The organism is Pseudomonas sp. FBCC-B35 (assembly GCF_059133755.1).
In genome coordinates, this window is sequence record NZ_CP101439.1 from 2,977,622 (window position 1) to 3,002,914 (window position 25,293).

The 25,293-nt window shown below is 61.4% G+C and carries 23 protein-coding genes, 1 tRNA gene and 1 pseudogene; 8 read left to right on the forward strand and 17 right to left on the reverse strand.

Going from position 1 to position 25,293, the window contains the following annotated elements; translation table 11 throughout:
* Window positions 1-21 precede the first annotated feature (21 nt).
* The 3 genes from NMB38_RS13605 to NMB38_RS13615 all read right to left on the reverse strand — a co-directional run bounded on the left by NMB38_RS13605 (window position 22) and on the right by NMB38_RS13615 (window position 3,916).
* Complete coding sequence (locus NMB38_RS13605; RefSeq protein ID WP_027916232.1) at window positions 22-1,326, reverse strand: CitMHS family transporter; 1,305 nt, start codon at window positions 1,324-1,326, stop codon at window positions 22-24.
* Window positions 1,327-1,444: 118 nt separating this feature from the next.
* Window positions 1,445-2,764, reverse strand: coding sequence for a C4-dicarboxylate transporter DctA (gene dctA, locus NMB38_RS13610; protein WP_027916233.1), 1,320 nt, complete (start codon window positions 2,762-2,764; stop codon window positions 1,445-1,447).
* A gap of 72 nt (window positions 2,765-2,836) precedes the next feature.
* Window positions 2,837-3,916, reverse strand: a complete 1,080-nt coding sequence (locus NMB38_RS13615) for a 4-oxalomesaconate tautomerase (RefSeq protein WP_027916234.1) — start codon at window positions 3,914-3,916, stop codon at window positions 2,837-2,839.
* A gap of 147 nt (window positions 3,917-4,063) precedes the next feature.
* Here NMB38_RS13615 and NMB38_RS13620 point away from each other — a divergent pair, with 147 nt between their 5' ends.
* The 3 genes from NMB38_RS13620 to glsB all read left to right on the forward strand — a co-directional run bounded on the left by NMB38_RS13620 (window position 4,064) and on the right by glsB (window position 6,851).
* Window positions 4,064-4,957 (forward strand): LysR family transcriptional regulator, encoded by an 894-nt coding sequence (locus NMB38_RS13620; protein WP_027916235.1) that lies wholly within the window; start codon window positions 4,064-4,066, stop codon window positions 4,955-4,957.
* 80 nt (window positions 4,958-5,037) lie between these two features.
* Window positions 5,038-5,832, forward strand: a complete 795-nt coding sequence (locus NMB38_RS13625; RefSeq protein WP_494354806.1) for a substrate-binding domain-containing protein — start codon at window positions 5,038-5,040, stop codon at window positions 5,830-5,832.
* Between the two features lie 98 nt (window positions 5,833-5,930).
* Window positions 5,931-6,851, forward strand: a complete 921-nt coding sequence (gene glsB, locus NMB38_RS13630; RefSeq protein WP_023534785.1) for a glutaminase B — start codon at window positions 5,931-5,933, stop codon at window positions 6,849-6,851.
* Between the two features lie 33 nt (window positions 6,852-6,884).
* Here glsB and NMB38_RS13635 read toward each other — a convergent pair.
* From NMB38_RS13635 to NMB38_RS13675, 9 genes and pseudogenes are all read right to left on the reverse strand, one after another.
* Window positions 6,885-7,794, reverse strand: a pseudogene (locus tag NMB38_RS13635) (tyrosine-type recombinase/integrase); the annotation flags it as partial.
* A 239-nt stretch (window positions 7,795-8,033) separates the two neighbouring features.
* A tRNA-Gly gene (locus NMB38_RS13640) sits at window positions 8,034-8,109 on the reverse strand.
* A gap of 64 nt (window positions 8,110-8,173) precedes the next feature.
* Window positions 8,174-8,734: a CDP-diacylglycerol--glycerol-3-phosphate 3-phosphatidyltransferase gene (gene pgsA / locus NMB38_RS13645; RefSeq protein WP_023534788.1), complete on the reverse strand. Its 561-nt coding sequence runs from the start codon at window positions 8,732-8,734 to the stop codon at window positions 8,174-8,176.
* 33 nt (window positions 8,735-8,767) lie between these two features.
* Window positions 8,768-10,591 (reverse strand): excinuclease ABC subunit UvrC, encoded by a 1,824-nt coding sequence (uvrC, locus tag NMB38_RS13650; protein ID WP_027916238.1) that lies wholly within the window; start codon window positions 10,589-10,591, stop codon window positions 8,768-8,770.
* Window positions 10,592-10,596: 5 nt separating this feature from the next.
* Window positions 10,597-11,235, reverse strand: a complete 639-nt coding sequence (gacA, locus tag NMB38_RS13655; protein WP_494354807.1) for a response regulator transcription factor GacA — start codon at window positions 11,233-11,235, stop codon at window positions 10,597-10,599.
* A gap of 63 nt (window positions 11,236-11,298) precedes the next feature.
* Window positions 11,299-11,688 carry a helix-turn-helix domain-containing protein gene (locus NMB38_RS13660; protein WP_110606571.1) on the reverse strand — a complete coding sequence of 130 codons (390 nt, stop codon included), beginning with the start codon at window positions 11,686-11,688 and terminating at the stop codon, window positions 11,299-11,301.
* A gap of 109 nt (window positions 11,689-11,797) precedes the next feature.
* Complete coding sequence (locus NMB38_RS13665) at window positions 11,798-12,241, reverse strand: GNAT family N-acetyltransferase (protein WP_059183799.1); 444 nt, start codon at window positions 12,239-12,241, stop codon at window positions 11,798-11,800.
* Between the two features lie 37 nt (window positions 12,242-12,278).
* Window positions 12,279-12,776, reverse strand: a complete 498-nt coding sequence (locus tag NMB38_RS13670) for a PaaI family thioesterase (protein WP_027916241.1) — start codon at window positions 12,774-12,776, stop codon at window positions 12,279-12,281.
* A 57-nt stretch (window positions 12,777-12,833) separates the two neighbouring features.
* On the reverse strand, window positions 12,834-14,216 hold the full coding sequence (locus NMB38_RS13675; RefSeq protein WP_028686566.1) for an amino acid permease: 1,383 nt from the start codon (window positions 14,214-14,216) through the stop codon (window positions 12,834-12,836).
* 333 nt (window positions 14,217-14,549) lie between these two features.
* Here NMB38_RS13675 and NMB38_RS13680 point away from each other — a divergent pair, with 333 nt between their 5' ends.
* The gene (locus tag NMB38_RS13680; RefSeq protein WP_028686567.1) at window positions 14,550-15,800 is read left to right on the forward strand and encodes a 2-aminoadipate transaminase; all 1,251 of its coding nucleotides are present in this window, start codon (window positions 14,550-14,552) and stop codon (window positions 15,798-15,800) included.
* Between the two features lie 13 nt (window positions 15,801-15,813).
* On the opposite strand, the gene NMB38_RS13685 is transcribed toward NMB38_RS13680, so the two are convergent.
* Window positions 15,814-16,116 (reverse strand): hypothetical protein, encoded by a 303-nt coding sequence (locus tag NMB38_RS13685; protein ID WP_027916244.1) that lies wholly within the window; start codon window positions 16,114-16,116, stop codon window positions 15,814-15,816.
* A gap of 177 nt (window positions 16,117-16,293) precedes the next feature.
* On the opposite strand from NMB38_RS13685, the gene NMB38_RS13690 reads away from it, so the two are divergent.
* Window positions 16,294-16,719 (forward strand): hypothetical protein, encoded by a 426-nt coding sequence (locus NMB38_RS13690; protein WP_027916245.1) that lies wholly within the window; start codon window positions 16,294-16,296, stop codon window positions 16,717-16,719.
* Between the two features lie 36 nt (window positions 16,720-16,755).
* On the opposite strand, the gene NMB38_RS13695 is transcribed toward NMB38_RS13690, so the two are convergent.
* Complete coding sequence (locus NMB38_RS13695) at window positions 16,756-18,198, reverse strand: SulP family inorganic anion transporter (protein WP_254286555.1); 1,443 nt, start codon at window positions 18,196-18,198, stop codon at window positions 16,756-16,758.
* An 85-nt stretch (window positions 18,199-18,283) separates the two neighbouring features.
* The gene (locus NMB38_RS13700; protein ID WP_027916247.1) at window positions 18,284-19,990 is read right to left on the reverse strand and encodes a S8/S53 family peptidase; all 1,707 of its coding nucleotides are present in this window, start codon (window positions 19,988-19,990) and stop codon (window positions 18,284-18,286) included.
* Window positions 19,991-20,198: 208 nt separating this feature from the next.
* Here NMB38_RS13700 and NMB38_RS13705 point away from each other — a divergent pair, with 208 nt between their 5' ends.
* The 3 genes from NMB38_RS13705 to NMB38_RS13715 all read left to right on the forward strand — a co-directional run bounded on the left by NMB38_RS13705 (window position 20,199) and on the right by NMB38_RS13715 (window position 24,255).
* Window positions 20,199-20,933 carry a secretin N-terminal domain-containing protein gene (locus NMB38_RS13705; RefSeq protein ID WP_028686571.1) on the forward strand — a complete coding sequence of 245 codons (735 nt, stop codon included), beginning with the start codon at window positions 20,199-20,201 and terminating at the stop codon, window positions 20,931-20,933.
* 484 nt (window positions 20,934-21,417) lie between these two features.
* A complete protein-coding gene (gene aceA, locus NMB38_RS13710) occupies window positions 21,418-22,743 on the forward strand; it encodes an isocitrate lyase (protein ID WP_023534769.1) in 1,326 nt (441 codons plus the stop codon).
* A gap of 240 nt (window positions 22,744-22,983) precedes the next feature.
* Window positions 22,984-24,255 (forward strand): NHL repeat-containing protein, encoded by a 1,272-nt coding sequence (locus NMB38_RS13715; RefSeq protein ID WP_141400896.1) that lies wholly within the window; start codon window positions 22,984-22,986, stop codon window positions 24,253-24,255.
* 176 nt (window positions 24,256-24,431) lie between these two features.
* On the opposite strand, the gene NMB38_RS13720 is transcribed toward NMB38_RS13715, so the two are convergent.
* Together NMB38_RS13720 and NMB38_RS13725 are read right to left on the reverse strand one after the other, a co-directional pair.
* The gene (locus NMB38_RS13720; RefSeq protein WP_027916250.1) at window positions 24,432-24,695 is read right to left on the reverse strand and encodes a DUF3077 domain-containing protein; all 264 of its coding nucleotides are present in this window, start codon (window positions 24,693-24,695) and stop codon (window positions 24,432-24,434) included.
* 152 nt (window positions 24,696-24,847) lie between these two features.
* Window positions 24,848-25,090 (reverse strand): hypothetical protein, encoded by a 243-nt coding sequence (locus NMB38_RS13725; RefSeq protein ID WP_027916251.1) that lies wholly within the window; start codon window positions 25,088-25,090, stop codon window positions 24,848-24,850.
* Between the last annotated feature and the right edge of the window lie 203 nt (window positions 25,091-25,293).

The window sequence follows — 25,293 nt, forward strand, 5'->3', positions numbered from 1 at the left end:
GGCGCCTGGCGCCCGCACCATTCAGACGAAGAACGACAACGCACCGGTCAACACCGCCAAGGCGGTGATGACCAGCGAAGTGAGCACTGCCCACTTCACCGTGGCCTTCTGGAAGTCGCCGATGTCCTTGTCCACCATGCCCACCAGCAGCAGGGTCGAGGCGACCAACGGGCTCATCAAGTGCACCGGCTGACCAAGCACCGAGGCGCGGGCGATTTCAACGGGGTCGATGCCATAGGCGGCGGCAGCATTGGCCAGGATCGGCACCACCCCGAAATAGTACGCATCGTTGGACAGCACGAAGGTAAGCGGCATGCTGGTCAGCGCCACCACCAGCGGGAACCAGTGGCTCCAGGCTTCCGGGATCCAGTCCACGAGGGTTTGCGCCAGGGCATCGACCATCTTGGTGCCCGAGAAGATGCCGGCGAAGATACCAGCGGCGAACACCAGCAGCACCACGGTCATGGCGTTGCCCGAATGGGCCAGGATGCGTTCTTTCTGCAGTTCCAGTTGCGGGTAGTTGATCATCAAGGCGGCAACGAAACCGATCATGAACAGGATCGCCGCGTGCATCAGGCCCAGCACCAGTGCGGTCATGACCACAATGACCAGCACCAGGTTCACGTAGGCCAGACGCGGACGCTTGTGGGGCGTGTCACCCAGGATTTCCTTGATGTAGCAATTGCCGCCGCCGGACTCCAGGGCCACGTTGCCGATGCGGCGTCGCTCGGCACGCCCGAGCAAGTAGGCGGTGAACACCACCCAGGCAGCCCCACCGATCACTGTGGGCAGCATGGGAATGAAGTAGTCGGTGGCATCGAGCCCAAGCGCTGCGATGGCACGGGTGGCAGGCCCGCCCCAGGGGCTCATGCCACTCATGATGCTCAACGACAGCATCGACACCGTTGCCAGGATCATCGGGTTCATGCCGATGCGCTTGTACAAGGGCAGCATGGCGGCGCAGGTGATCATGTAGGTGGTGGTACCGTCACCGTCCAGTGCCACCAGCAGCGACAGCAATGCAGTGCCAATGGCGATCTTGATGGGGTCGCCGTTGACGCGCTTGAGGATCTTACGGATCAGAGGGTCGAACAGGCCGGCATCGATCATCAAGCCGAAAAACAGGATGGCGAACAGCAGCAAGGCGGCCGACGGGGCCACCATTTTCAGCCCGTCGAGCATCATCTTGCCAAGGTCAGGCGCAAAGCCCCCCACCAGCGCGAAGACGATCGGTACGACCGTCAAGGCGACGATCGGGGACAGGCGTTTGCTCATGATCAGGTAGGTGAACGTCACCACCATGATCAAGCCCAGGAGTGCGAGCATGGCTTTTCTCTCTTGTTTTTATCCGGGTTGGGCCGCCGATGGCGCAGACGAGCCCCCTACCCGCGCGCGTTCCTGCACGCGGGTTGCTGCGTTTTGAGTTCAGGGTGTAGCGGACGTCTTAGCCGTGGTGGCCTGGCTTGGCGACCCAGGCGGCGTCAGGGCCTACCGTGGCCGGTGCCTGCTCGACCACAGGCTCGCCATTGAGGCGACTGAGCAGAACCTGCTTGTCACACGCATTCTCGGAAATCGACACCACCACGGTGGCCACGGCATTGCTGGCAAGGCTCGTGAGGGCGCGGGCTTCGGACATGAAGCGGTCGATACCGATCAGCAGGGCCAGGCCTGCCAGCGGAATGTCATGGACAACGGTCAGGGTCGAAGCCAAGGCCACGAAGCCGCTGCCGGTCACGCCCGCTGCGCCTTTTGACGACAGCAGCATGATCGCCAGCATGGTCACCACCTGGCCCAGGCTCAGGTCGATGTTGCAGGCCTGGGCAATGAACACGGCGGCCAAAGACAAGTAGATCGCCGTGCCGTCGAGGTTGAACGAGTAGCCGGTGGGCAGTACCAGGCCAACGACCCCCTTCTTGCAGCCAAGCTTTTCCAGCTTCTCCAGCATGCGCGGCAACACCGGTTCCGTGGAAGAAGTGCCCAGTACCACCAGGAACTCTTCGCGGAAATAGCGCAGCAGCTTCCACAGGCTGAAACCATGGGCGCGGCAGATGCCGCCCAGCACGACCAGCACGAAGAACGCACAGGCGATGTAGAGCGTGCCGATCAGCTTGGCGAGCGACCCCAGCGAGGTCACGCCGTACTGCCCGACCGTGAACGCCAGGGCCCCGAACGCACCGACCGGTGCGAAACGCATGAGGTAGCCGAAGATGCGGAACACCATGGTCGAGACCGCTTCCAGCACATCCAGCACCGGCTTGCCCTTCTCGCCCATGGACGACAGCGCGAACCCGCTGAGCACGGCGATGAACAGCACCGGCAGCACTTCACCCTTGTTGAACGCCCCCATGAAGGTGTCCGGGATGATGTGCATGAAGAAGTCCACCACGCCCAGCTTGGCGGCCGAGGCGGTGAACTGGGTCAACCCTTCGGTGCTCAGGGTGGCCGGGTCGATGTTCATGCCGACCCCTGGCTTGAACAGGTACACCGCGGCCAGGCCGATGATCAGGCTGACGATGGTCAGCCCCAGGAACAGCAGCAGTGTCTTGCTCATCAGGCGCCCGAGCGAGCGCTTGTCGGTCATGCCGGCTATACCGGTGACGATGGTGCAGAACACCACGGGCGCGATCATCATCTTGACCAGCTTGATGAAGGCATCGCCCAGAGGTTTGAGCGCAACGGCCTGTTGCGCCCAGAAGTGACCGACCACTACACCCAGCAGGACGGCGCAGAGGATCTGGAAGTACAGCGATTTGGCAAGTTTCATGAGGCATCACCCATTGTTCATATTGTGCGGATGCGCTTGTTGCAAGGTGCCGCGGTCAATCCATGCAGGTGGCTAGCCAGCCAACCTGCGCAAGGTAGGCGCGTAGACGAATCCTGAAAAGAGCCGCCGGGCAGTACGTACCACCGAGGCTTGCAAGGTCTTGCCATCGGCGCCGCTGCGTGACAACGCGACGTCGATGCCACCGCTTGGATGCTCAAGGCGAACCTGGCTCAATTCCAGGGCGTGTTCACCCAGCAGATCCACAATGACGCTGCCAGGGCTGACACAGGCAGTGGCCAGCCCTACAGCACCCGTGATCGCCAGGGCACGGTGGCAATTGTGCGGCATGAAGTAGCGCACCTGGAGCGTGCCGTCGTAGCGCGGCTTGGACACCAGCACTGGCTTGGGTATCACCATGCCACTGACGTCGCCCAGGCCCATGGCCTTGCCGGCTTTGAGCCGCAGCGCTTCAAGGCGCTTGAGCAGAGGGCCGTTGGCGTCGAGCTCGTCGGGCGTTTCGGCGCCGGTCATGCCCAGGTCACTGGCCTGGATGACCATCATGGGCATGGCCATGTCGATACAGGTCATCGGCACGCCATCGATCACATCCTTGGCTTGCCCGGTAGGAAAGAGCTTGCCGGTCTTGCTGCCAACCGCATCGAGGAAGGTCAGGTGCACCGGCGCGGCGGTGCCCGGCACGCCATCGATGGCGGTACGCCCTTCATAGCGCACGATGCCACCTGGGGTTTCCACCAGCGAGTTGACGAAGGTGCCAGTGTTCAGGTTACGGATGCGCACCAAGGTCTTGCCTTCCTGGCCCTTGACCAGCCCCTGCTCGATGGCGAAGGGGCCGACCGCGCACAGCATGTTGCCGCAGTTGGGCGCAGTGTCCACGCGGCGCTGGGCGACCATCACCTGCACGAACAGGTAATCGACGTCGGCGTCGGCATGCAGCGACGGGCTGATGATCGCGACCTTGCTGGTCTGCGGGCTGCCGCCACCGATACCGTCGATTTCCAGCTCATGACCGGACCCCATCAGGTCGATGAGCAATTCATCGCGCTCGACCACATTGGCAGGCAAGTCCCACGCATGGAAAAACGGCCCCTTGGAGGTGCCGCCGCGCATGAGTACGCAAGGAATTCGTTGCATGATTTCGCACTCTTGTTGATCAATGGACATCATTGATGCCGTGAGCAAAAGAGTGACAGGGATGGATAAATCATTCCAATGCAAATATCGTAGTGATTATTCCGTTTCACAAAACAATAATAGGCATTTTTGGTGAGGAGGTGACTGGTGGAATATGAGCTTCAAGACATACGATCTTTCGTCAAAATCGCCGAACTTGGGAGCTTTCACGAGGCTGCCGAGGTATTACACCTGTCCCAACCGGCTCTGAGTCGACGGATCAAGAAGCTAGAAGAAGGTCTGGGCACGTCGCTGCTGGAGCGCACTACGCGCCGCGTCAGCCTGACCAGCGTGGGCCGTGATTTTCTGCCCAAGGCCAGGCGCTTGCTGGACGACTTCGAGGATTCGATTCTCAGTATCCGGGAGTTGGCCGAGCGTCAGACCGGGCAGGTGACGCTGGCCTGTATCCCGACTGCAGCGTTCTATTTCCTGCCGTCGGTGATCCGCGACTACAACGACCAATACCCCAAGATCCGCATTCGTCTGTTGGACCTGAGCGCCAATGATGGCCTGGAGGCCGTGCTGCGGGGTGAAGCCGATTTTGGCATCAACATGATGAGCGGCCAGCACCCGGACATCGAGTTCGTGTCGTTGGTGCAGGAGCACTTCGTGCTGGCCTGCCGGCGCGATCACCCTCTAGCGAACCGCGATGCGGTGACCTGGACCGAGCTTGCCGACTACCGTTTGATCGGCGTGGGCCGATTGAGCGGCAACCGCATGCTGCTCGACCACGCCCTGGCCGGGCTGAACCTGCGGCCGAAATGGTTCTACGAAGTGCAGCACCTGTCCACGTCGTTGGGCATGGTCGAGGCCGGCCTTGGCGTCTCGGCCATGCCTAGCCTGGCCATGCCCAGTGCAGACCACCCGACCCTGGTAAGCGTGCCGTTGATCGAGCCGGAGGTGACCCGCACCTTGGGTCTGGTCTACCGCCGCGGCGCCTCGCTGTCGCCGGCGGCAGAGAAGTTCGTGTCGATCCTGCTGGAGAAATGGCCGAACCGGTGAGCATGAAACATTCTTAACGCCGCTTAATTTAGCGCCGGGCCAGGCTGCCAATAAGCTGCCCGTTTTATCTGGAGTATCCCATGCTGAAAACGCTGTCCTGCACGGCACTGCTGGTCGCCACCTTTGCCTGCTCTGCCGCAGAACCCACCCATGACCAGGCCACCACGCTGACCGTGCTCAGCTCCGGCGGCATCATGGGTGCCATCCGCGGCGTTGCACCTGCCTATGAACACACCTACGGGGTAAAGCTGAACGTGCTTGCCGCGCCATCGATGGGCCAGACCCCGCAAGCCATCCCGAACCGGCTGAAACGTGGCGAGCCGGCCGATATGGTGCTGATGGTGGGCTCGGCGTTGGACAAGCTGGTTGCCGACGGCAAGGCCGACCAGGCAAGCCGCATCGACCTGGGCAAGTCGTTCATCGCCATGGCCGTGCGCAAAGGCGAGCCCAAGCCGGCTATCGGCACGATGGGCGAGTTGCGTCAGGTGCTGCTGGATAGCCCTTCGGTCGCCTACTCCGACAGCGCCAGCGGGGTCTACCTGTCAAAGACCCTGTTCCCGAGCATGAACCTGGGCGAAGGCTTCGCCCACAAAGCCCATATGATCCCTGCCGAACCCGTCGGCAAGGTGGTCGCACGCGGTGAGGCAGCCATCGGGCTCCAGCAGCTGAGCGAGCTCAAGCCGGTGCCCGGCATCGACATCGTGGGGCTGATCCCGGCCGAGGGGCAAAAGATGACGATGTATTCGGGTGCGGTGGTTGCCAATAGCCAGCACCGGGCGGCGGCCCAGGCGCTGCTTGATTACATGGCCTCTGCCCAGGCGGACGCCGCTATCGAGAAAAGCGGCCTGACCCCACTGCCGCACTCGGCTCACTAAGCTTCGACGCTCGGCCAGGGCATGTGGGTAGAAGGCGTGCCCTGACGGCGTGCCGCAGCGTCTGAGACCCATCCTTCCTCCTTCCCAAGGCCGTCGCGATGCAAGACATGCTGCAAGAGATTCTCGACCAGGTGCGCCCACTGCTAAGCCAGGGTCAGGTCGCGCAATACATCCCCGCCCTGGCCCAGGTCGACCCTAACCAGCTTGGCATCGCAGTGCAGGGCCTTGATGGCCAGTTGCACTGCGCAGGCGATGCCTACACGCCCTTCTCTATTCAGAGCATTTCCAAGGTGTTCAGCCTGGTCCAGGCGATCAACCATAGCGGCGAAGACATCTGGTCGCGCTTGGGCTACGAGCCCTCGGGCCAGGCCTTCAACTCGCTGGTGCAGCTGGAGGTGGAAAAGGGTCGTCCGCGCAACCCGTTCATCAATGCCGGCGCACTGGTCATCTGCGACATCAACCAGTCACGCTTTGCCACCCCTGCCCTGTCGATGCGCGACTTCGTTCGCCGCCTGGCTGGCAACCCGCGCATCGTCAGCGACACGGTGGTGGCCGAGTCCGAATACCAGCACCGCGCGCGCAATGCCGCGATGGCCTGGCTGATGACTGCGTTTGGCAACTTTCATAACGACGTGGACGCGGTGCTGAGCAGCTACTTCCATCACTGCGCGCTGTCGATGAACTGCGTCGATGTGGCCCGGGGCTTTGCGTTTCTGGCCAACAGCGGCTATTGCCCGCACAGCGGTGAACACGTGCTCAGCGCACGTCAGGCCCAGCAGGTGAACGCGATCATGGCCACCAGCGGCCTGTACGACGAAGCCGGCAATTTCGCCTATCGCGTGGGCCTGCCGGGCAAGAGTGGCGTGGGCGGTGGCATCGTGGCAGTGGTCCCCGGGCGGTACAGCATCTGCGTCTGGTCGCCAGCGCTCAACGCTTCTGGCAATTCACTGGCAGGTATCCGTGCGTTGGAATTGCTGAGTGAGCGCATCACGGGGTCGGTTTTTTCGGCGGTGCCTTGAGGGTCGTATTTCTGTGGCGGCCGTAATCTACTGCAGCAACTGCCGAACAACGTCCTTCGCCTGCCTGGACAGTGGCACGGAGTAAGGCGCAGTTTGTTGGTTACGACGGCCTTCCTTGCGCATTTCAAGCTGCAACTGTTTGACCACTTCGGGCGGAATCGTCCATAGGCCCCCGCCGCAGGTCGAACTGATCCGGGGTGGCCAGACGCAGCTCGCTGGTGCGCACGCCCGTCAGTGACAGCAGGCGCAAGCCTAGACGGATCTGCAATGCACCACCGTACCCCCGACAGCCTCAAACAGTCCAGGAAGCTCTGACACCCGCAGCAAGGGGTTGTGGACCACAGGCGGCTTAGGCGCGACCACCACATCGAGATCCGGCGCAGGGTTCTGCTCCAGCCCTCGTGCTTTGACCGAAGCGAAGCGAAACAGCTGCTTGAACCACATCCGGACCTTCTCGGCCACGGTGTAAGCTCGGCGCCGCTCGATCTTGGCCAGCACTTCCAGCAGGTCATGCCGCTTGACCGCAAAGATGGAAAATTTGCCCACTACAGGCAACACGTCGTTATCAAAGATGCGCTGGATCTGCTACACCGTGCTCTGCAGGCCCTTCTTGAGCACACCACTGCGGTGCTTGAATCACAAGCCGTACATCGCCTGGAAGGTGTTTTGCTCTGCGAGGTTGTGGATGCGGCGCTGGTGGGGCCGGTGCATACAGGGATTGGGATCTGGGGCGATCAGCCGCCGCGCTTCGTCGCGCAGTGAGCGTGCCTGCCCAGGCCGACTTCGGGGTAGGTACCGAGGGGCATGCGTTTTTGCTTGCCAGCCCATGAATAGCGAAAGTGCCAAGATTTACCGCCAGCCCGCTCACGCCAAGTGACAGGCCGTCGCTATTTCCGAGGGTGTAGTCCTTGCCGGTGGAATTGGCTTGGCGAAAGGTTGGATCTCAAAGTGCGATGTACGAGCTCCTGAACATGAAATTCAGGGCTAGATGCTCGTGACGCTCGACGCTCCTCTCCAGCACAAACCGCCACAGTGAGAGTCCGAATTTCATGGACTAATTTGTGGACTAAAAAAGTCCGGATGCCCATGGATCGGCGCGGCTTTGACTGAAACGAAAAAAGACGCCTAAGCGTCCTTTTTCAATGACTTACAGACTTCCATGGAACTCTGTAGATCGATATTTGGAGCGGGAAACGAGACTCGAACTCGCGACCCCGACCTTGGCAAGGTCGTGCTCTACCAACTGAGCTATTCCCGCGTCGTGATGGGTGCCATTTTAGCGATATCCAAAACCGCGTCAACCCCTTGATTCAAAAAAACTTTTATTTCTGCTCCGAGCCTTCGCGCAGGTGCGGCCAGGCGGCCACCAGGTAGTGCACCATCGACCAGAGGGTCAAACCCGCTGCCACTAACAATAACCCGTAACCCAGAATGACCCAGAAAGTCACCGCTGGCGGATTGCCCAGCAGGATCACCAACGCCAGCATCTGTGCAGCCGTCTTCCACTTGCCCAGGTTGGACACGGCCACATGGGCCCGCGCGCCCAGCTCGGCCATCCACTCGCGCAGCGCCGACACCACGATCTCGCGACCGATGATGACTGCAGCGGGCAATGTGAGCCAGAAGTTGGCGTGGGTTTGCACCAGCAGTACCAGCGCAACGGCGACCATCAGCTTGTCGGCCACCGGGTCCAGGAACGCACCGAACGGGGTGCTCTGCTGCAACCGACGCGCCAGGTAACCATCCAGCCAGTCGGTGGCGGCGGCGACGGCGAATACGCTGCTGGCGGCCATGTAGCTCCAGTGGAACGGCATGTAGAACAGCAGGATGAAAATCGGGATGAGCAGAACGCGTAGAACGGTGAGCAGGTTTGGAATATTCATCGGTACGACTGGCTGCGGGTTGAACCCGGCATTCTACTCGCTATGCAGGCTGGCATAAATCGACTCGGCAAGCTTTTTACTGATGCCCGGTGCCTTGGCAATCTCGTCGACACTGGCGCGGTTGAGCTCTTGCAGGCCGCCGAAATGTTTCAGCAAGTCGCGCCGGCGCTTGGGCCCGACGCCTGCCACATCCTCCAGGCTCGACACTCGCCGGGCCTTGCCGCGACGAGCACGGTGACCGGTGATCGCGAAGCGGTGAGCCTCGTCGCGGATCTGTTGGATCAAGTGCAGCGCCGGCGAATCGCCCTTGAGGGTGAATTCGTTGTGCACATCGTTCAGGTAAAGGGTTTCGAAGCCGGCCTTGCGCGTAACGCCTTTGGCCACGCCAAGCAGGGTCAGCTCACTGAAACCCAGCTCCTGCATCACATCGCGCGCCATGTTCAACTGGCCCTTGCCCCCGTCCACCAGCAGTACGTCCGGCAGCTTGCCTTCGCCATCACGGATGCGCCCGTAACGACGGGTCAGGGCCTGGTGCATGGCGGCGTAGTCGTCGCCGGCAGTCACGCCTTCGATATTGAAGCGCCGGTAGTCCGACTTGATCGGCCCCTCCGGCCCGAACACCACGCAGCTGGCGACCGTGGCCTCGCCACTGGAATGGCTTATGTCGTAGCACTCCAAGCGCTGCGGCACTTCGTCCAGGTCCAGCACTTGAGCCAGTGCGTCGAAGCGTGCGGCCATGTGTTGGCGGTTGGCCAGGCGTGCGTTGAGCGCCTGCTCGGCATTGGTCACTGCCAACTGCTGCCAGCGCGCGCGGGTGCCACGCACTCGGTGACTGATGGTCAGCTCGCGGCCGCGCAGGGCGTTGAGGGCTTCGGTGATGGCCTCGAAGTCCTCGTGCACCACGTTGACGATCAGCTCCCCCGGCAACTCACGCTCCGGGTTGCCGACGTAGTACTGCGAAACGAAAGCCGCCATCACCTCGGAGACGTCTTCCTCGATACCGACCTGCGGGAAGAAGTTCTTGCTCCCCAGCACACGCCCACCACGGACGCTGATCATGTGGACGCAAGCGCCACCAGGGTTGACGAACGCGGCGATGACGTCGACCTCGCCGCTGCCCCCTTCGATGTATTGCTGGTCCTGTACCCGGCGCAGCAGGCCAATCTGGTCGCGCAGTTCGGCCGCCTTTTCGAAATTGAGGTCCATGGCGGCCTTTTCCATCTCGGCATTGAGCTCGTTGCCCAACTGCTGGCTGCGCCCTTCCAGGAACATCACCGAGTGGCGCACGTCTTCGGCATATTCCTCGGCGCTGACCAGGCCGGTACAGGGCCCCTTGCAGCGCTTGATCTGGTATTGCAGGCACGGGCGGGTGCGGTTGGCGTAGTAGCTGTCCTCACATTGCCGTACCAGAAAGGTCTTCTGCAGCACGCTCAGGCTCTCGCGGATGGCCCCGGCACTTGGGTAAGGGCCGAAATAGCGCCCCTTGGCTTTCTTCGCGCCCCGATGAATGCCAAGCCGTGGAAACTGACCGTCGGAGAGGAATACATAAGGGTAGGACTTGTCGTCACGCAGCAGGATGTTGTACGGCGGGCGCCACTCCTTGATCAGGTTCTGCTCCAGCAACAGCGCCTCGGTTTCGTTGGCGGTGATGGTGGTTTCCACCTGAGCGATGCGGCTGACCAGCGCAGCGGTCTTGGGCGCCAGCCCGGACTTGCGAAAATAGCTGGCAAGGCGCTTCTTGAGGTTCTTGGCCTTGCCCACGTAGAGCAGCCGCGCATCGGCATCGAACATTCGGTACACACCCGGGCGACCACTGCAGGTCGCCAGGAATGCGCTGGCATCAAAGACTTCAGACATGAGGTTTACAGGCTTGCGTCAACCATACCGTGGCGAACGGCCAGCAATGTCAGTTCGACGTCACTGGTGACCGAGAGTTTTTCAAAGATCCGGTACCGGTAGGTATTGACGGTCTTGGGTGAGAGGCACAACTTGTCGGAAATGATCTGCACTTTCTGGCAGCCGACGATCATCAGGGCAATCTGGATTTCACGCTCGGACAACGCATCGAACGGCGAGCCCTGTGGCTGGAACGATTTGAGCGCCAACTGCTGGGCGATCTGCGGGCTAATGTAGCGTTGGCCGGCGAATGCCAGGCGAATGGCCTGAACCATCTCATCGAGCCCTGCCCCCTTGGTCAGGTAGCAGGCCGCGCCTGCTTGTAGCAGGCGCGTGGGGAACGGGTCTTCTTCACACACGGTCACCGCCACCACCTTTATGTCAGGGTGACTGCGCAGCAACTTGCGTGTGGCCTCAAGGCCGCCGATCCCAGGCATCTTGACGTCCATCAGTACAACGTCTGGCTTGAGCTCGCGCGCAAGCTTGAGCGCCGATTCGCCGGAGTCCCCTTCACCTACCACCTGCAAGCCGTCGATGTCGGCCAGCATGCGCGTAATACCGGTTCGTACCAGATCGTGGTCGTCGACCACTAGGACCCTAATCAAGCACACACCTCTTCAGCAGGGCGATTGGATGCCGCCACCTTAACAAAATTTTTCACAACCGGCCTAGCGCATTGCTTTCGTCAGAAACGGCTGACGACCGGCGTCCGAACTTATACGCCCCGGATGCTCATGCCTGTCGTCGGACAGACGTTTCAACAGGTGATAAATCGCCGCCCTGTCGGCTTCAGCGACGCGCCGAAGCGCGTTGAGCACGTCCGACTCCTGCGCACTAAGCCCGTGCAAGGGTACAGGGGTACGCACCCCGTTAAGCACATACAGCGCATCAACCCCCCTGGCCGCTACGGCGGCCAAATAATCGACACGTGGCGTGCGCTCCCCACTCTCGTACTTGCCCTGCGCGTTGGGTTCTACCCCGCCGATATCGCCGAATACACGCTGGGTCATGCCCAGCCGTTCACGTTCTTCCCGCAGCCGGGGGCCGATTCCATTCATCCGGGCGTCTCCTTGTCCCTGGGTATCTCCGAGCAGCGCCACGTCCGCACTTACCTCCGCGTCGCTCACACAGGGCACTATGCCGCTGCCAGCCGGTTGGGACAAGGCATCATTGTCCTGAGCAATCGATCGTGCGCTGCATGCGCACAAAACAGTCATCCTCACCCATTTCGACGAAGCCTCGTCGCTGGTAAAGCCTGCGCGCCGGATTGGTGCGAAACACCATCAGCCTGAGCAACGCCAGGCGCCGTTGGGCTGCCCAATGCGCAAGCGTTTCGAGCACCCAGCTACCAACGCCCTGCCCTTGGTGGGCGGGAAGCAAATGCAACTCCCGGATGAACAGCGCCTGGCTATCCTGGCTGAGGCTGCAGAAACCCAACACGGCGTCGGCATCGGTCACCAGCCACTGCTCGCGCCATTGCCAGGCCTGATCGAACGCCTGCTCCACCCAGAGCAGGTCGTAGCGGTGGTAATACGGCAGCATGAGACGGCGCGTCAGGTCGCGGGCGAACGCAAGGTCACTGTCAGTGGCAGGGGTCAGTTGCAGCATCACGCGTTCTCCCGCTCAGGCAGGCTTGGCCGTAAGGAACTCACGCCCTTGCATGGGCCTGGCGCTGCAACTTATCGGTATCGACACGGACGAACACCGAATCGGCCCTGACAGTGAGCACCCCATCGGCCCACACCTCGCAGATCACCCGGCTTTTGCGTGCTACTTCCCCCTCAACCCGAGCCTTGAGCAGCAGCTCAACCCCCATAGGGGTTGGTTTGAGGTACTCAAGCCCCAGGCGGCCAGTGACGCAGTCGATACGCGGTAAGCTGCCAGGCGCCCGGCCTTCGTTTCGATAGTGGTAGGCCATGGCCGTCCAATTGGAGTGGCAGTCCACCAGCATCGCGAGCAATCCGCCGTAGACCAGCCCCGGCCAGCCGGTAAAGGTAGCGTCGGGGGTGTGCCGGCAGATCAGATGAATGCCGTCTTCGGCCCAATGGCTTTGTACATGCAGCCCGCCCGGATGGGCGCTGCCACAGCCATAGCAAATGCCATCCGGGGCAGCCACTGCCTGCAGGCTCAAGGCTTGATCGTTCATACGCTTCCTGTGCTTGTTGTAATGAGGGCGCGCTACGCCCTCATTAAAGCAGAGAGGTCACGCGGTTTGCAGGCTCGCCTTGCCGGGGCGCCTGGCCAGCGCTACTACAAGGATGAACGTCGTGACCCCGGCTGTCATCAATGTTTCGTATCGGTAGGCATCGCTGACCAACATGTATCCCAGCACCAGGACGATGGTGGCGATCACCAGCCAAGTCAGCCATGGGAACAACCACATCTTGAGCTCCAGCGGGCGCCCTTCCCGCTCTGCGCGGGCGCGCATGCGCAATTGCGACACGGCGATGACCAGATACACCAGCAGCGCAATGGCACCGGTGGTGGACAGCAGAAAGCCGAACACCTTGCCTGGGAACACGTAGTTGACCAGACACCCGGCAAACCCTGCCAACGTCGAGAGGATCACCGCGACCGTGGGCACGCCGGAGCCTGAGATACGCCGGGTCATGGGCAGGGCCTGCCCGCGAGCGCCCAGCGAATACAGCATGCGCGAGGCGGTATACAGCCCCGAGTTCATGCAACTGGTCACGGCTACCAACACCACCAAGTCCACCAGCAGCTTGGCACCAGGCACGTTCAGCACTTCAAGTACGCGTTGGAACGAGCCGACTGCCTTGAGCCCTGGATCATTCCAGGCCACCAGCGAAACCACCAGAAAGATCGAAGCCAGGTAGAAGATCGCGATGCGATACACCACCAGGTTGGTGGCACGCCGGATCTTGTCCTTGGGGTTGGCCGTCTCGTCGGCAGCGATGGTGACGATCTCCGCGCCAAAGAACGAAAAGATGGTGATCAGCACGCCGCCCAGTACGGTGCCAAAGCCATTGGGCATGAAGCCCCCAGCATCCCAGAGTCGGCTGACCCCGGACACCTCGGCCAAGGGCCAGAACCCACTCACCGCCAAGGTACACACGACGATGAAGGCAACGATGGCCACGACCTTGATCAACGCGAACCAGTATTCGAACGCGCCGAAGTTCTTGACACTGATCAGGTTGGTGCCCGATAGCACGAGCATGATCAGGAAGGCGAACAGCCAGGACGGCACCCCGGGAAAGTAGGCATGCAGAATATCAGCGCCGGCAATGGCTTCGACCGGAATGATCAACACCCAGAACCACCAGTACAGCCAGCCGATGGTAAAGCCTGCCCACGGGCCGATGGCTTGCGAGGCGTACGTGGAGAACGAGCCGCTGTTAGGGTTGGCAATGGCCATCTCACCCAGCATGCGCATCACCAGCAACACCAGCAGCCCGGTCATGGCATAGGAAATGAGAATGGCCGGGCCTGCCGTGGCGATGGCGTTGGAGGAGCCAATGAACAGCCCGGCGCCTATGATGCCGGCAATGGAAATCATCGATACCTGGCGCGAAGTCAGGCCATGTTGCAAGGAACGCTGTTTCTTGTTGTTCGTGGAAGCCATGTTGAACCCTCTGACTGGATCGCACGGTCATTTTTTGATCCGAGTCAGTATTGGGGCTTGGCCGGGGCGTCACAAACGACGTTTTATCACTACGTGATTCCCTCAAGGAATGATCACGTGCTCTTACACATAGGAACACGTTCTCTAAACTGGCCTGCAGGCCTATGTCGTGAAGGTCAGTTCATAAGGCTCCGAGTTCATCGCTCGCAGGGCGTTGATGACTGACTCGAATACATCAAGAATCAAAGGAATGAAAGCAATCCAATAATTCGTTTGCACCCCCTGATGACACGCGCTTGGATTGGCAGTACATCGCCCATAGGTCCCTGCCCCATGAACCACGACTGCATCAGCCAATCCATCGCCATCGTTCATCCCATCACCCTTTCACATGGCCGCAACGCCGAGGTGTGGGACGAGCAAGGTAAACGCTACATCGATTTCGTAGGCGGCATCGGCGTGCTGAACCTGGGCCATTGCAATCCCGCGGTCGTTCAGGCCATACAGGCTCAGGCCAGCCGCCTGACTCACTACGCCTTCAATGCAGCGCCGCATGCCCCTTACCTTGAGCTGATGGCGCAACTGAGCCAATTCATCCCGGTCGATTACGCGCTGGCCGGCATGCTGACCAACAGCGGCGCGGAGGCGGCGGAAAACGCCCTGAAAGTCGCCCGCGCGGCGACCGGCAAGCGCGCCATCATCGCCTTCGACGGCGGCTTCCACGGGCGTACACTGGCCACCCTGAACCTCAACGGCAAGGTGGCCCCTTACAAGCAGCGGGTCGGCGAACTGCCGGGGCCGGTGTACCACATGCCCTACCCCAGCGCCGACAACGGGGTTACCTGCGAACAGGCCCTCAAGGCGATGGACCGCCTGTTCAGCGTCGAACTGGCAGTGGAGGACGTGGCGGCGTTCATCTTCGAGCCGGTGCAAGGCGAAGGCGGATTCCTCGCCCTTGACCCAAGCTTCGCCCAGGCCCTGCGCCGCTTCTGTGACGACCATGGCATCCTGATCATCATCGACGAGATCCAGTCTGGATTCGGCCGCACCGGCCAGCGCTTCGCCTTCCCGCGCTTGGGGCTTGAGCCCGACCTGCTGCTGTTGGCCAAAAGCATTGCCGGCGGCATGCCGCTGGGTGCGGTGGTCGGGCGCAAGGAACTGATGGCAGCGCTGCCCAAGGGCGGCCTGGGTGGCACCTATTCAGGCAACCCAATCGCCTGCGCAGCGGCCCTGGCCAGCCTGGCGCAGATGACCGACGAGAACCTCGCTTGCTGGGGCGAACGCCAGGAGCAGGCAATCGTGCGCCGCTTCGCGCACTGGAAGGCGACGGGCCTGAGCCCGTTCCTGGGCCGCCTGACCGGCGTCGGTGCCATGCGCGGGATCGAGTTCGTCAATGCCGACGGCAGCCCGGCACCGGCGCAGCTGGCCAAGGTGATTGAAGCGGCACGCGCCAGGGGGCTGCTGCTGATGCCCAGCGGCAAGGCGCGGCACATCATCCGCCTGTTGGCACCGCTGACCATCGAGGCCCACGTGCTCGAGGAAGGCCTGGATGTGCTCGAGCAGTGCCTGGCAGAGCTCGACTGAGAAGAAACGGGTCTTAAAGACCCAGCTCTTGCGGGGTAAGCATGTCGGACTCGAAGGCAATCCAGCCGCCTTCGAGCTCGGCGTGGCCGTTGACGATCGGGCCATAGTAGGTCAGGCCGTTTTCCAGGGTCACGCAGATGTGCGTGGCGTTCTTTTCCGGCGCGGCCAGCGTACCGACGAAATGCACCTTCTTGAGGGTCTCGGTCACCGCCTCCAGGCCCACGCGCATGCTGGCGTTTTCCGAGGCTTCGATGTCGCCGCCTCGGTCTTCGGCGCTGATGGTGATGGTGGCGATGTACGGGTACTGGTTGCTCAAGCGGGTCTACCTCGAAACGTGGGTTGGCATAGGGGCGCGTAGAGTACGGCAGCCGTCACGCCTTGTCTCTAGCGTTCGCCTGCTGAGCCCGCACGGGACAGGCCAACACAGGTGATCTGCTCGCCATGATCTGTTAGGGTGCCGGCCGATACACGCCCTAGCATACGAGGATCCCGAGTGAGCGCCGAAGAACCCCTGATCGCCGACCTGTTCGACGTCGACAAACGCCTGTCCCTCAAGCCGGTCGTGGATTTCAACAGCTACCTGCGCAATGCGTTTGGCGAGGGACCCTGCCGCTGCCACCGTTGCCTTGAAGGCGCCGACCAGACGGCCTACGCCCTGGCGCACACGTTTTCGTTCGACGGCCGGCAATGGCATCGCCGCTTCGCCAGTACCGCCGCCAGCGACATGGCCCAAGTTCTGAAAAAGGCTTGGCTGTCCTACACCAAGGCTGATCTGACGCTGTCCGGCATGCTCGACCTGAGCACCGTACAGACCTTTACCGATGCAGCGCTGCACCCGCGCCTGCTCGCCCTGCTGCCCGCCAGCGGGCTGGCCCGTGAAGCCGAAGGACAGTGGCACCTGCAGGCCCCGACCGACTGAGACCCTGGCCTGCGGTACCCTCGGCGGGCCGGCGCTTCAGTGCTGTTCGCCGGCCCGCTTGAGCAGCTTCTTGCAACGCTCGGACAAATGCACCACCCGCAGGTGCTTGCCGGCTTTGGCATAGCGCTCGCGCAAAGTTTTCAACGCGGCAATGGCCGAATAGTCCACAAAGCTCAAGTGCTGGCAGTCCAAGGTCACCTCGGCCGGATCATTGGCCGGGTCGAACTGGTTCAGGAACGGCGCGGTCGAGGCAAAGAACAACGTGCCGTGCACCTGATAACGCTTGTGCCCGTGCTCGTCTTCATGACTGTCGGCGTACAGTTCGCGCGCATGTTGCCAGGCAAAGTTCACCGCCGCGATCACGATGCCGAACAGCACGGCCATGGCCAAGTCGGTGAAGACCGTCACCACGGTGACGGCGATGATCGCCAGCATGTCGTTCACCGGCACCTTGTGCAGCACCCGCAGCGACGCCCAGGCGAACGTCTGTTGCGCTACCACGAACATCACGCCTACCAGGGCCGCCAAGGGGATGCGCTCGATCAATGGCGAAAGGAACAGCACGAACAACAGGATCATCACCCCGGCCATCATCCCGGACAGTCGCCCTCGCCCGCCGGAACTGAGGTTGATCACCGTCTGGCCGATCATGGCGCATCCGCCCATGCCGCCACACAATCCCGACACCATGTTGGCCGCCCCGAGCGCCACGCACTCGCGGTCCGGAAAACCGCGGCTTTCGGTGATCTCGTCCGTCAGGTTGAGGGTGAGCAGCGTTTCGAGCAGGCCCACCATGGCCATCAACACGGCGTAAGGGGCGATGATCTGCAGCGTTTCAAGGGTCCAGGGCACCGCCGGCCAAGCCAGCTGCGGAAGGCCACCGGCAATGTGGGCCATGTCACCCAGGGTGCGCGTCGGCAGGTCGAACAGGTACACCAACAGACCTACGCCCAGGATCGCAACCAGCGCCGGTGGCACAGCGCGGGTGAGCCTGGGCAGGATGTAGACCACCGCCATCGTCAACGCCACCAGGCCGACCATCAAGTACAAGGGCGCGCCGTCGAGCCAGCGCTCGCCTTGCTTGAAATGCTCCAGCTGGGCCATGGCAATGACGATCGCCAGGCCGTTGACGAAGCCGAGCATTACCGGGTACGGCACCAGCCTGACCAGCTTGCCCAGGCGCAGCACGCCGAACAGGATCATCACCACGCCCCCGAGCAACACCGTGGCCAGCAGGTATTGCGCGCCGTGCTGCACCACCAGCGCGACGATCACGACGGCCATCGAGCCCGCGGCACCGGAAATCATCCCAGGTCGACCGCCAAACAGCGCGGTCAGCGTGCAAATGACGAATGCGCCATAAAGGCCCATCAATGGATTGAGGTGTGCCACCAGGGCGAAGGCAATGCATTCGGGCACAAGAGCAAACGAGGTGGTCAAGCCGGCCAGCAGGTCGGCGCGTAGGCGAGCGGGTTTCATGGGTTTCCTGGGTGACGGTCCAGAACGGACGGAGCGCGAAAGTAAAGGCGCGATGTTACGGAATTTGTCAGGCAGGAGCCACCGATCAGCGCACCCGATCGCGACTCTGCACCGCCAAATCCAGGGCACGCTGCATGTCCAGCCGTGCAGACCGCCCAAGGTCCGGATCATCCAGGCGCCCGCCTCGCTCCGACGGCAAGATGGGGGCAGTCAGGTCCTCGGCATCCATCGCCTCGAAATCCTGCTGCTCGCCAAGGGTCAGCGCACTACGCCGTAGCAACATGCGCACCTGCGCTGGGGTCAGCGCCGGATTGATCGCCAGCATCGCGGCCACGGTGGCCGCCACTAAAGGCGTGGCATAGGACGTGCCGCAATGGGGCTTTGCGCCGGAGGGCCGCAGGCATGCAGCGGCACTGACATCCACGCGGCTGTCGATGTTGGAGCTGTGGCGCTTGCGCACATGGCGCGGGTCATTGACCGGGACGGCGTGTTCACTGCGCTGATGGCCGCCCACCACGAGCAACTGTTCGGTGACGAATGACGACGGTAGCCGATATTCGTCCGTGCCCGACCACGAAGCCCCATTACCCGCCGAATTCACCACGATGACATCCGGATGCTTGGCCCGCAGCCACAGGAAGAACTCCTCGAGCAGCTCCTCGTAACCGCTCATGGCCAGCCCGGAACGGACCAGCGAATCGACCTCATCCCCTTTGATGTTACGCGCACCTACTCGGTGGATGCCCCAACTCCAATTCAGCACCCGCACACCGTCTTGCACCAGGTTGACCGATGCAGCGATATTGGCCGTGATACCGGCATCGGAATTACGGTCGACGATCACATCGAACCCCGGGCTGGCCTTGCCCAGGCCAGCGAGAAACCCCTCGTCCTGGGCGGCATAAATGCCCGCCACGTGGGTGCCATGGCTAGCAGGCTCGCTGACGTCCCTGGCATACACGCATGTCTGCCCGTGCTGGCAGGCGCCGCGATAACCCTTGAAGCCAGGCGCATCGAAGTCCACACCCCTTTCGATCACCCCCACGCGCACAGGCTGGACGGGAATTCTGGATGCAGGGATGCGGCGCTGATAGTAGTACAGGGCGTCCATGAAGCGGTTGGCGGCCCATTCGTCCGCCTGGGTGATGGCCGGTTCGGCGCGCCCGTCCCCCTCCTCGCCCCGCTCGGGAGCCGACTCTTCAACGATCACCGCATCGACACTGACCTCCGTGCCCATGCGTAGGATCATGGCGTCCCGTTGCACCAGATCGTGCACCGGCAAGCGCAATTGGTAGACGTTCAGTGGCGCTATGGCACCCACCACCTGCGCCCCGTACTTGTCGGCAATGCGCCGCGCCTCCTGCAGACCGTCGTATCTTTCCTCTATCAGCACACTGACCAGATTCAGGTAGGTGGTCAGGCCGTCCATGTTCTTGGCCACTTCATCGGGGCCTGCGGCGACCACATGGCTGCGCTGACGGGTCAACCACACAGGGTTGCTGGCCTGCCCGTCGACCTCCAGCCACAACGGCGCACTTGGCCCAGACGGGTGTTCAAGGGTCAGCGTGAGCGTGTCCCCCTGGCGCTCCAACGCTCCAGCAGGTACCGCCACACCCCCAACCTTGAGTGTTGGCGCCTGTTCACCTAGGCCGGTCACGCGCAGGCACCACTGCTGGCGCTCGGCACTCAGTCGATCACCGCAGCGTTGCAGTTGCTGGATGCGCAGCGTATCAGGCGCCGCCTGCAGACCGGCGCTCCACAAGCACGCCCATACGATGAACCAGCGTTTCATGACAGTCGTCCTCGGATAACCTGTGATTGCGACCCACGGCCCCTGCCAAGGTTCAGCCGTTACCCTGCCCTTCAAGACCCTCCTTGTGGAGGCCGAGCCACAGGTGGGCACTACTGAGGGCCCAGGCATCAATTGCTGCGAAATGGCTCAGGAAGTTCGGGTGCTGCCGATGCAGCGATTACACTCACCTTTTACGGAGACCCTGCCCATGTCCACACGCCCGCTTTTCATCTCGCTGGCACTGCTGGTCAGCCTGACCGCACAAGCCCAAACTGAGGTCGTGCCACTGCAGCACCGCAGCAGCGCCGAGTTGCTGCCGCCCGCGCAAGCCTTCATCGGCCAGGACGGTACTGTCAGCGCCTTCGAGAACAAACTCATCGTCAATGCCAGCCCGCAACGCATTGGCGAACTGCGTGAGCTACTCAAGCAACTGGACACCGCCGCCAAACGCTTGCTGATCAGCGTCGATACCAGCGACAGCCAATTTCAGGATACGCGCGGCAACGCGAAGATCATCCGCCGCGGCACCTCCAACCGCGACGGCGGCGTGCAGCAGATCCAGGCCAGTGAAGGTCAGCCAGCGCTGGTTCAGGTCGGCCAGAGCATCCCCGTAACCAGCTCCAGTACCGATGGATATGGGCGTGTGCAGAGCGATACCCAATACCGCAATGTAACCCAAGGCTTTTACGTAACACCGACGCTCACTGGAGACACCGTTCGCCTGCAGATCAGCACTAATAATGATCGCATCAGCCGCGAACGTGCAGATGTAGTGGATGTTCAAAGCACCGACACAACCCTCACCGGCAAGGTGGGTGAGTGGATCGATATGGCCGGGTATAACCAGCAGAGCCAGGCCGGCTTTAGTACCGGAAGCCATACCTACAGCACTGAACGGGGAAAAAACATGACAGTGCGGGTAAAAGTCGATGTTTTGGACTGATCCGAGACAGTCTGCGGCCTCGACCAAAGGCCTCTGAACTGACTGATGAGTCGTATTAGACCAAAGATGTAGTAGACCTAAAAAAGCACTACAAAACGTTTGACAGGCACTTTTTAGCGAGGGCATGATGGCCTCGCTCCCGCTAATCAGGGGCCCTGGCAAGGGCCTTGGGGCGCCCTCCGTCACCATGGAGGCGCCCCGTGTCCGTACAGCCCATAAGGCCGTTCGACGAGGTTGCGACTGCACCGAGCAAGTGGTTTCGAGGGACTCAAGTGCGTCACCGCCGTCACAGCATTCGTATAGCTCCGCAGCGAGGCATCCACGAGCCGACCTGCAGGGGCACTGATGTACATGACTGCCCGCCTTGCACCCCATCCTTGCCCGCTGCCGCCGTACCCGCTTGAACAGGACTGCCGCCAGCGCCCTGATCTGCCCCGAGCATCCGCACAACTAATCCAAGATCGATGCGACGAGGTTTACTTCCATGGCACTGACACGCGAACAGCAAATTGCAGCCCTTGAGAAAGACTGGGCCGAAAACCCGCGCTGGAAAGGCGTGACCCGTACCTACACCGCCGCCGATGTCGTTCGCCTGCGTGGCTCCCTGCAGCCGGAGCATACCCTGGCCCGCCTGGGTGCTGAAAAGCTGTGGAAACTGGTCACTCAAGGTGCACATCCATCGTTCCGCCCGGAAAAAGACTTCGTCAATTGCATGGGCGCCCTCACCGGTGGCCAGGCCGTGCAACAGGTCAAGGCAGGCATCCAGGCCATCTACCTGTCGGGCTGGCAGGTAGCTGCCGACAACAACTCTGCCGAGTCCATGTACCCCGACCAGTCGCTGTACCCTGTCGACTCGGTGCCGACGGTGGTCAAGCGCATCAACAACTCCTTCCGCCGCGCCGACCAGATCCAGTGGAAGGCAGGCAAGAACCCTGGTGATGAAGGCTACATCGACTACTTCGCGCCTATCGTGGCTGACGCAGAAGCAGGCTTTGGCGGCGTGCTCAATGCCTACGAGCTGATGAAGAACATGATCGAAGCGGGCGCGGCTGGCGTGCACTTCGAAGACCAGCTGGCCTCGGTGAAAAAGTGCGGCCACATGGGCGGCAAAGTTTTGGTACCTACCCAGGAAGCCGTGCAAAAGCTGGTCGCCGCGCGCCTGGCAGCCGATGTTTCGGGCGTGCCGACCATCATTCTGGCCCGTACCGACGCCAACGCCGCCGACCTGCTGACCAGTGACTGCGACCCATACGATCAGCCGTTCGTGATCGGCGAGCGCACCCGTGAAGGCTTCTACAAAGTACGCGCCGGCCTCGACCAGGCCATCGCCCGCGGCCTGGCTTACGCCCCCTACGCCGACCTGATCTGGTGCGAAACCGCCAAGCCGGACCTGGACGAAGCCCGCCGCTTCGCCGAAGCGATCAAGAAGGAGTACCCGGACCAGATCCTCTCGTACAACTGCTCGCCTTCCTTCAACTGGAAGAAGAACCTGGACGATGCCACCATCGCCAAATTCCAGCGCGAGCTGTCGGCCATGGGCTACAAGCACCAGTTCATCACCCTGGCCGGCATCCACAACATGTGGCATGGCATGTTCAACCTGGCGCACGACTACGCCCGCAACGACATGACCGCCTACGTCAAGCTGCAAGAGCAGGAGTTCGCCGACGCCAGCAAGGGCTACACCTTCGTGGCGCATCAGCAGGAAGTGGGTACGGGCTACTTCGATGACATGACCACTGTGATTCAGGGTGGGGCTTCGTCGGTGACCGCACTGACCGGTTCGACTGAAGAAGAGCAGTTCCACTAACCAGTGGGTTGCGGTTGAACGAAGGCCCGGAGCTTGTGAAGGCACCGGGCCTTCGTTTTGCTGAAGTTGGCCAGATCAAGCCACACCAAACCTGCACGCGGTCCGGGGTTTCTTGGCAAAGAACAAGGGGCTTCGCAAAGCGCGATGAGTTTTTCTGCAATCGACGCCTAGCAGTATTACCAGTTTTTTGCAGCAGCCTCTTCTGTAAACCTTGCGACTGGCCCAATCAGGAGTCGCATCATGCCAACGATTTCCAAAGCCGGTGAGCTGGACCCTACGTTTGCTTCAAGAGGCCGCTTTTGGCACAACCACTACAACCACGCTGGCCCAATGGCCTTGCTCGAATCAACCGGACACATCCTCCTGTCCTCGGCTCACAGGGCTGAGCAATACATCAAACTGCTACGGCTAGGAGCTGGCGGAGCGCCTGACCGAGAGTTTGGAACCGACGGGGTCGCCACCGTTGAATACACCGGTGCCTTACGGGTCTATCTGTCCACGATCGTTGCGGACGAAACCGAGGGAATCTATGTGGTAGGTGACTACAACGATGCCCCGAATTCGTTTTGTCCCGTCGTCTTTCACGTGCTCCCAGATGGTAAGCCCGACACGCAATTTGGCGAAAATGGACAGGCCTACCGTGTTTATCGGTCGATCAGCTCCATGCGCCAGGACCGGCCAATCAAGTCAACCCCCGCCTCCAAGCACCGCAGTTCCAATGTCCAGCAAAGCGCCAGCGGCAGAATTCGGGACGGCGTCCTCTACTTTCATTCGCGCGATCATATTGTTGCCATTTCGCTGAAAGGGGATTTGGCTACCGAGTTCAATGGCACCGGCTTCTGGCGCGCTGAACACCAGGGGCAGCCCGTGCTACTGGGCACGATAGCGGTAAATGAACAAGGTATTTATGCCGCGCACGCGCCTATGCCTACCGAGGATTACCACAGCCACGTCATCGTGACCCGCCTTGATAACCGAGCCAACGTTGACGAGACGTTTGCCGCGCGCGGCCATTTGCAGTTGAGCACGCCCGGGCACACGCTGCTTGCAGCGCGTCTTGAACAGTCCACCTCCAACACTGACTTCGTGCTGGCGTGCCGGACCGACATCAATACCTATGATGAAGGTTCCGCGCTCATGTCTTTCAAATGCGACGGTACGCCCAACACCCATTTCAATGCAGGGCAACCTGTCATTATTCAAAAGAACCCATTGGTCATGGCTTCCGCGCTGGACCTGGCCTTCGATGGGCAACCAGGCGATCACGAAAAAATTTACCTGAGCGTGCTGTATGAAGACGAAGCAGCACGCGACCCATTTGCCCTGTTGCGCTTCAACGGTGATGGCACCTTGGACGATGATTTCGGTACTGCTGGCTGGGCATTTGTCGGGGAGAGCGGGACGGCCCTGGAGGTCAGCTGTCAAAGCAATGGCCAGCCGCTTGTCGCCTGTAACCTGAAGCTTGCAACAGATCCTCGTACCGGCATCTATCTGGTACGCCTGACGCGGTAGCCGGTCGAAAGCCATCGGTGATAAGGATGTAGCAGTCAAGGACGGGGCCAACGCTTCATGGCTTGTGGGCCTTCACCTGAGTGCACTGACCTACCACTGGTACGCCTGCCCTGTAGCAGCGGCCTTGCGCGGCGCCAGACCACGCAAGTCGCTAGGCTAGGCCATCTGGCCGAAAATCACTGCGCCATGCCCAGCTCGGCGTCGTCCATCAACGCTTTGGCCATGGCGCTGAGGTAGTGGGCCGCCCAGATCATCATCGGCCTCTCTTCCGTCAGGCCGATGATGGTCAATTCGCGAACGTAACCCATCAACTCCGACGACTGCTCGCGAGCATCCCGACACGGTATGCCGGGCTCGATGCGAAACAACGCGTGGGTGCCGTTTTCGCCTTGGCAAAAGGTGGTTTGACCGACGGTGAACTGTGTGTCTTCTGTGGTCATTTTCGAATCCCCTGGAAATTTCCTACTGCATGGCCGGCCCCTGACGCAGCCAGATCCGCTCCCGCCGTGGATGTGGAACCTTGCGAGCTGCGGTGATCGGGAAGGCGCGGCTTAACCGCCAAAGACCGGCTGTAGCTGCACATCGATCAGCTTCAATGCAAAGGCTTGGCACCCGCCGGGATCTGCACTTGGATCAAGGCCGACTCAAGCAAAGCTCGAAGCGCTTCGAGTTCATGCATCGTGGTCATCATCAGGATCGATGCCGGGGACCTGGGCTGTAGGAGCAAGACCTGATGCACCACGGTAGCTGCGCAGAGTGCGTGGTCGGTGGCCTGGGTCAGGGTGTCTTCGAGGGAATGGGAGTTGCGGGGTGGATCAGGGACTATCTTCAACATAGCTATTTACCTTCTAGGGCTGGCCACCCACCTGCTGTCAAACAGAAGGGCGGCAGCTGTGCGTGGGTTGACAGACCGGCGGAAATAGCTAAGTTCCGGCGCACGCAAGCGTGCCCGCACGCACAGCCACCATATAGGAAAGCCGCGCACTATTTACCGTCACAGCCTGTCAAAGCTGTGTCGTTGATGAGCAACGACAGGCC

What these genes read in the sequence shown, in the direction of transcription:
- NMB38_RS13605 (WP_027916232.1), bottom strand. Translation starts at nt 1,326, where the DNA reads ATGCTCGCACTCCTGGGCTTGATCATGGTGGTGACGTTCACCTACCTG.
- dctA (WP_027916233.1), bottom strand. Translation starts at nt 2,764, where the DNA reads ATGAAACTTGCCAAATCGCTGTACTTCCAGATCCTCTGCGCCGTCCTG.
- NMB38_RS13615 (WP_027916234.1), bottom strand. Translation starts at nt 3,916, where the DNA reads ATGCAACGAATTCCTTGCGTACTCATGCGCGGCGGCACCTCCAAGGGG.
- NMB38_RS13625 (WP_494354806.1), top strand. Translation starts at nt 5,038, where the DNA reads ATGCTGAAAACGCTGTCCTGCACGGCACTGCTGGTCGCCACCTTTGCC.
- glsB (WP_023534785.1), top strand. Translation starts at nt 5,931, where the DNA reads ATGCAAGACATGCTGCAAGAGATTCTCGACCAGGTGCGCCCACTGCTA.
- pgsA (WP_023534788.1), bottom strand. Translation starts at nt 8,734, where the DNA reads ATGAATATTCCAAACCTGCTCACCGTTCTACGCGTTCTGCTCATCCCG.
- uvrC (WP_027916238.1), bottom strand. Translation starts at nt 10,591, where the DNA reads ATGTCTGAAGTCTTTGATGCCAGCGCATTCCTGGCGACCTGCAGTGGT.
- NMB38_RS13660 (WP_110606571.1), bottom strand. Translation starts at nt 11,688, where the DNA reads ATGAATGGAATCGGCCCCCGGCTGCGGGAAGAACGTGAACGGCTGGGC.
- NMB38_RS13670 (WP_027916241.1), bottom strand. Translation starts at nt 12,776, where the DNA reads ATGAACGATCAAGCCTTGAGCCTGCAGGCAGTGGCTGCCCCGGATGGC.
- NMB38_RS13675 (WP_028686566.1), bottom strand. Translation starts at nt 14,216, where the DNA reads ATGGCTTCCACGAACAACAAGAAACAGCGTTCCTTGCAACATGGCCTG.
- NMB38_RS13680 (WP_028686567.1), top strand. Translation starts at nt 14,550, where the DNA reads ATGAACCACGACTGCATCAGCCAATCCATCGCCATCGTTCATCCCATC.
- NMB38_RS13695 (WP_254286555.1), bottom strand. Translation starts at nt 18,198, where the DNA reads ATGAAACCCGCTCGCCTACGCGCCGACCTGCTGGCCGGCTTGACCACC.
- NMB38_RS13700 (WP_027916247.1), bottom strand. Translation starts at nt 19,990, where the DNA reads ATGAAACGCTGGTTCATCGTATGGGCGTGCTTGTGGAGCGCCGGTCTG.
- NMB38_RS13705 (WP_028686571.1), top strand. Translation starts at nt 20,199, where the DNA reads ATGTCCACACGCCCGCTTTTCATCTCGCTGGCACTGCTGGTCAGCCTG.
- aceA (WP_023534769.1), top strand. Translation starts at nt 21,418, where the DNA reads ATGGCACTGACACGCGAACAGCAAATTGCAGCCCTTGAGAAAGACTGG.
- NMB38_RS13715 (WP_141400896.1), top strand. Translation starts at nt 22,984, where the DNA reads ATGCCAACGATTTCCAAAGCCGGTGAGCTGGACCCTACGTTTGCTTCA.
- NMB38_RS13720 (WP_027916250.1), bottom strand. Translation starts at nt 24,695, where the DNA reads ATGACCACAGAAGACACACAGTTCACCGTCGGTCAAACCACCTTTTGC.
- NMB38_RS13725 (WP_027916251.1), bottom strand. Translation starts at nt 25,090, where the DNA reads ATGTTGAAGATAGTCCCTGATCCACCCCGCAACTCCCATTCCCTCGAA.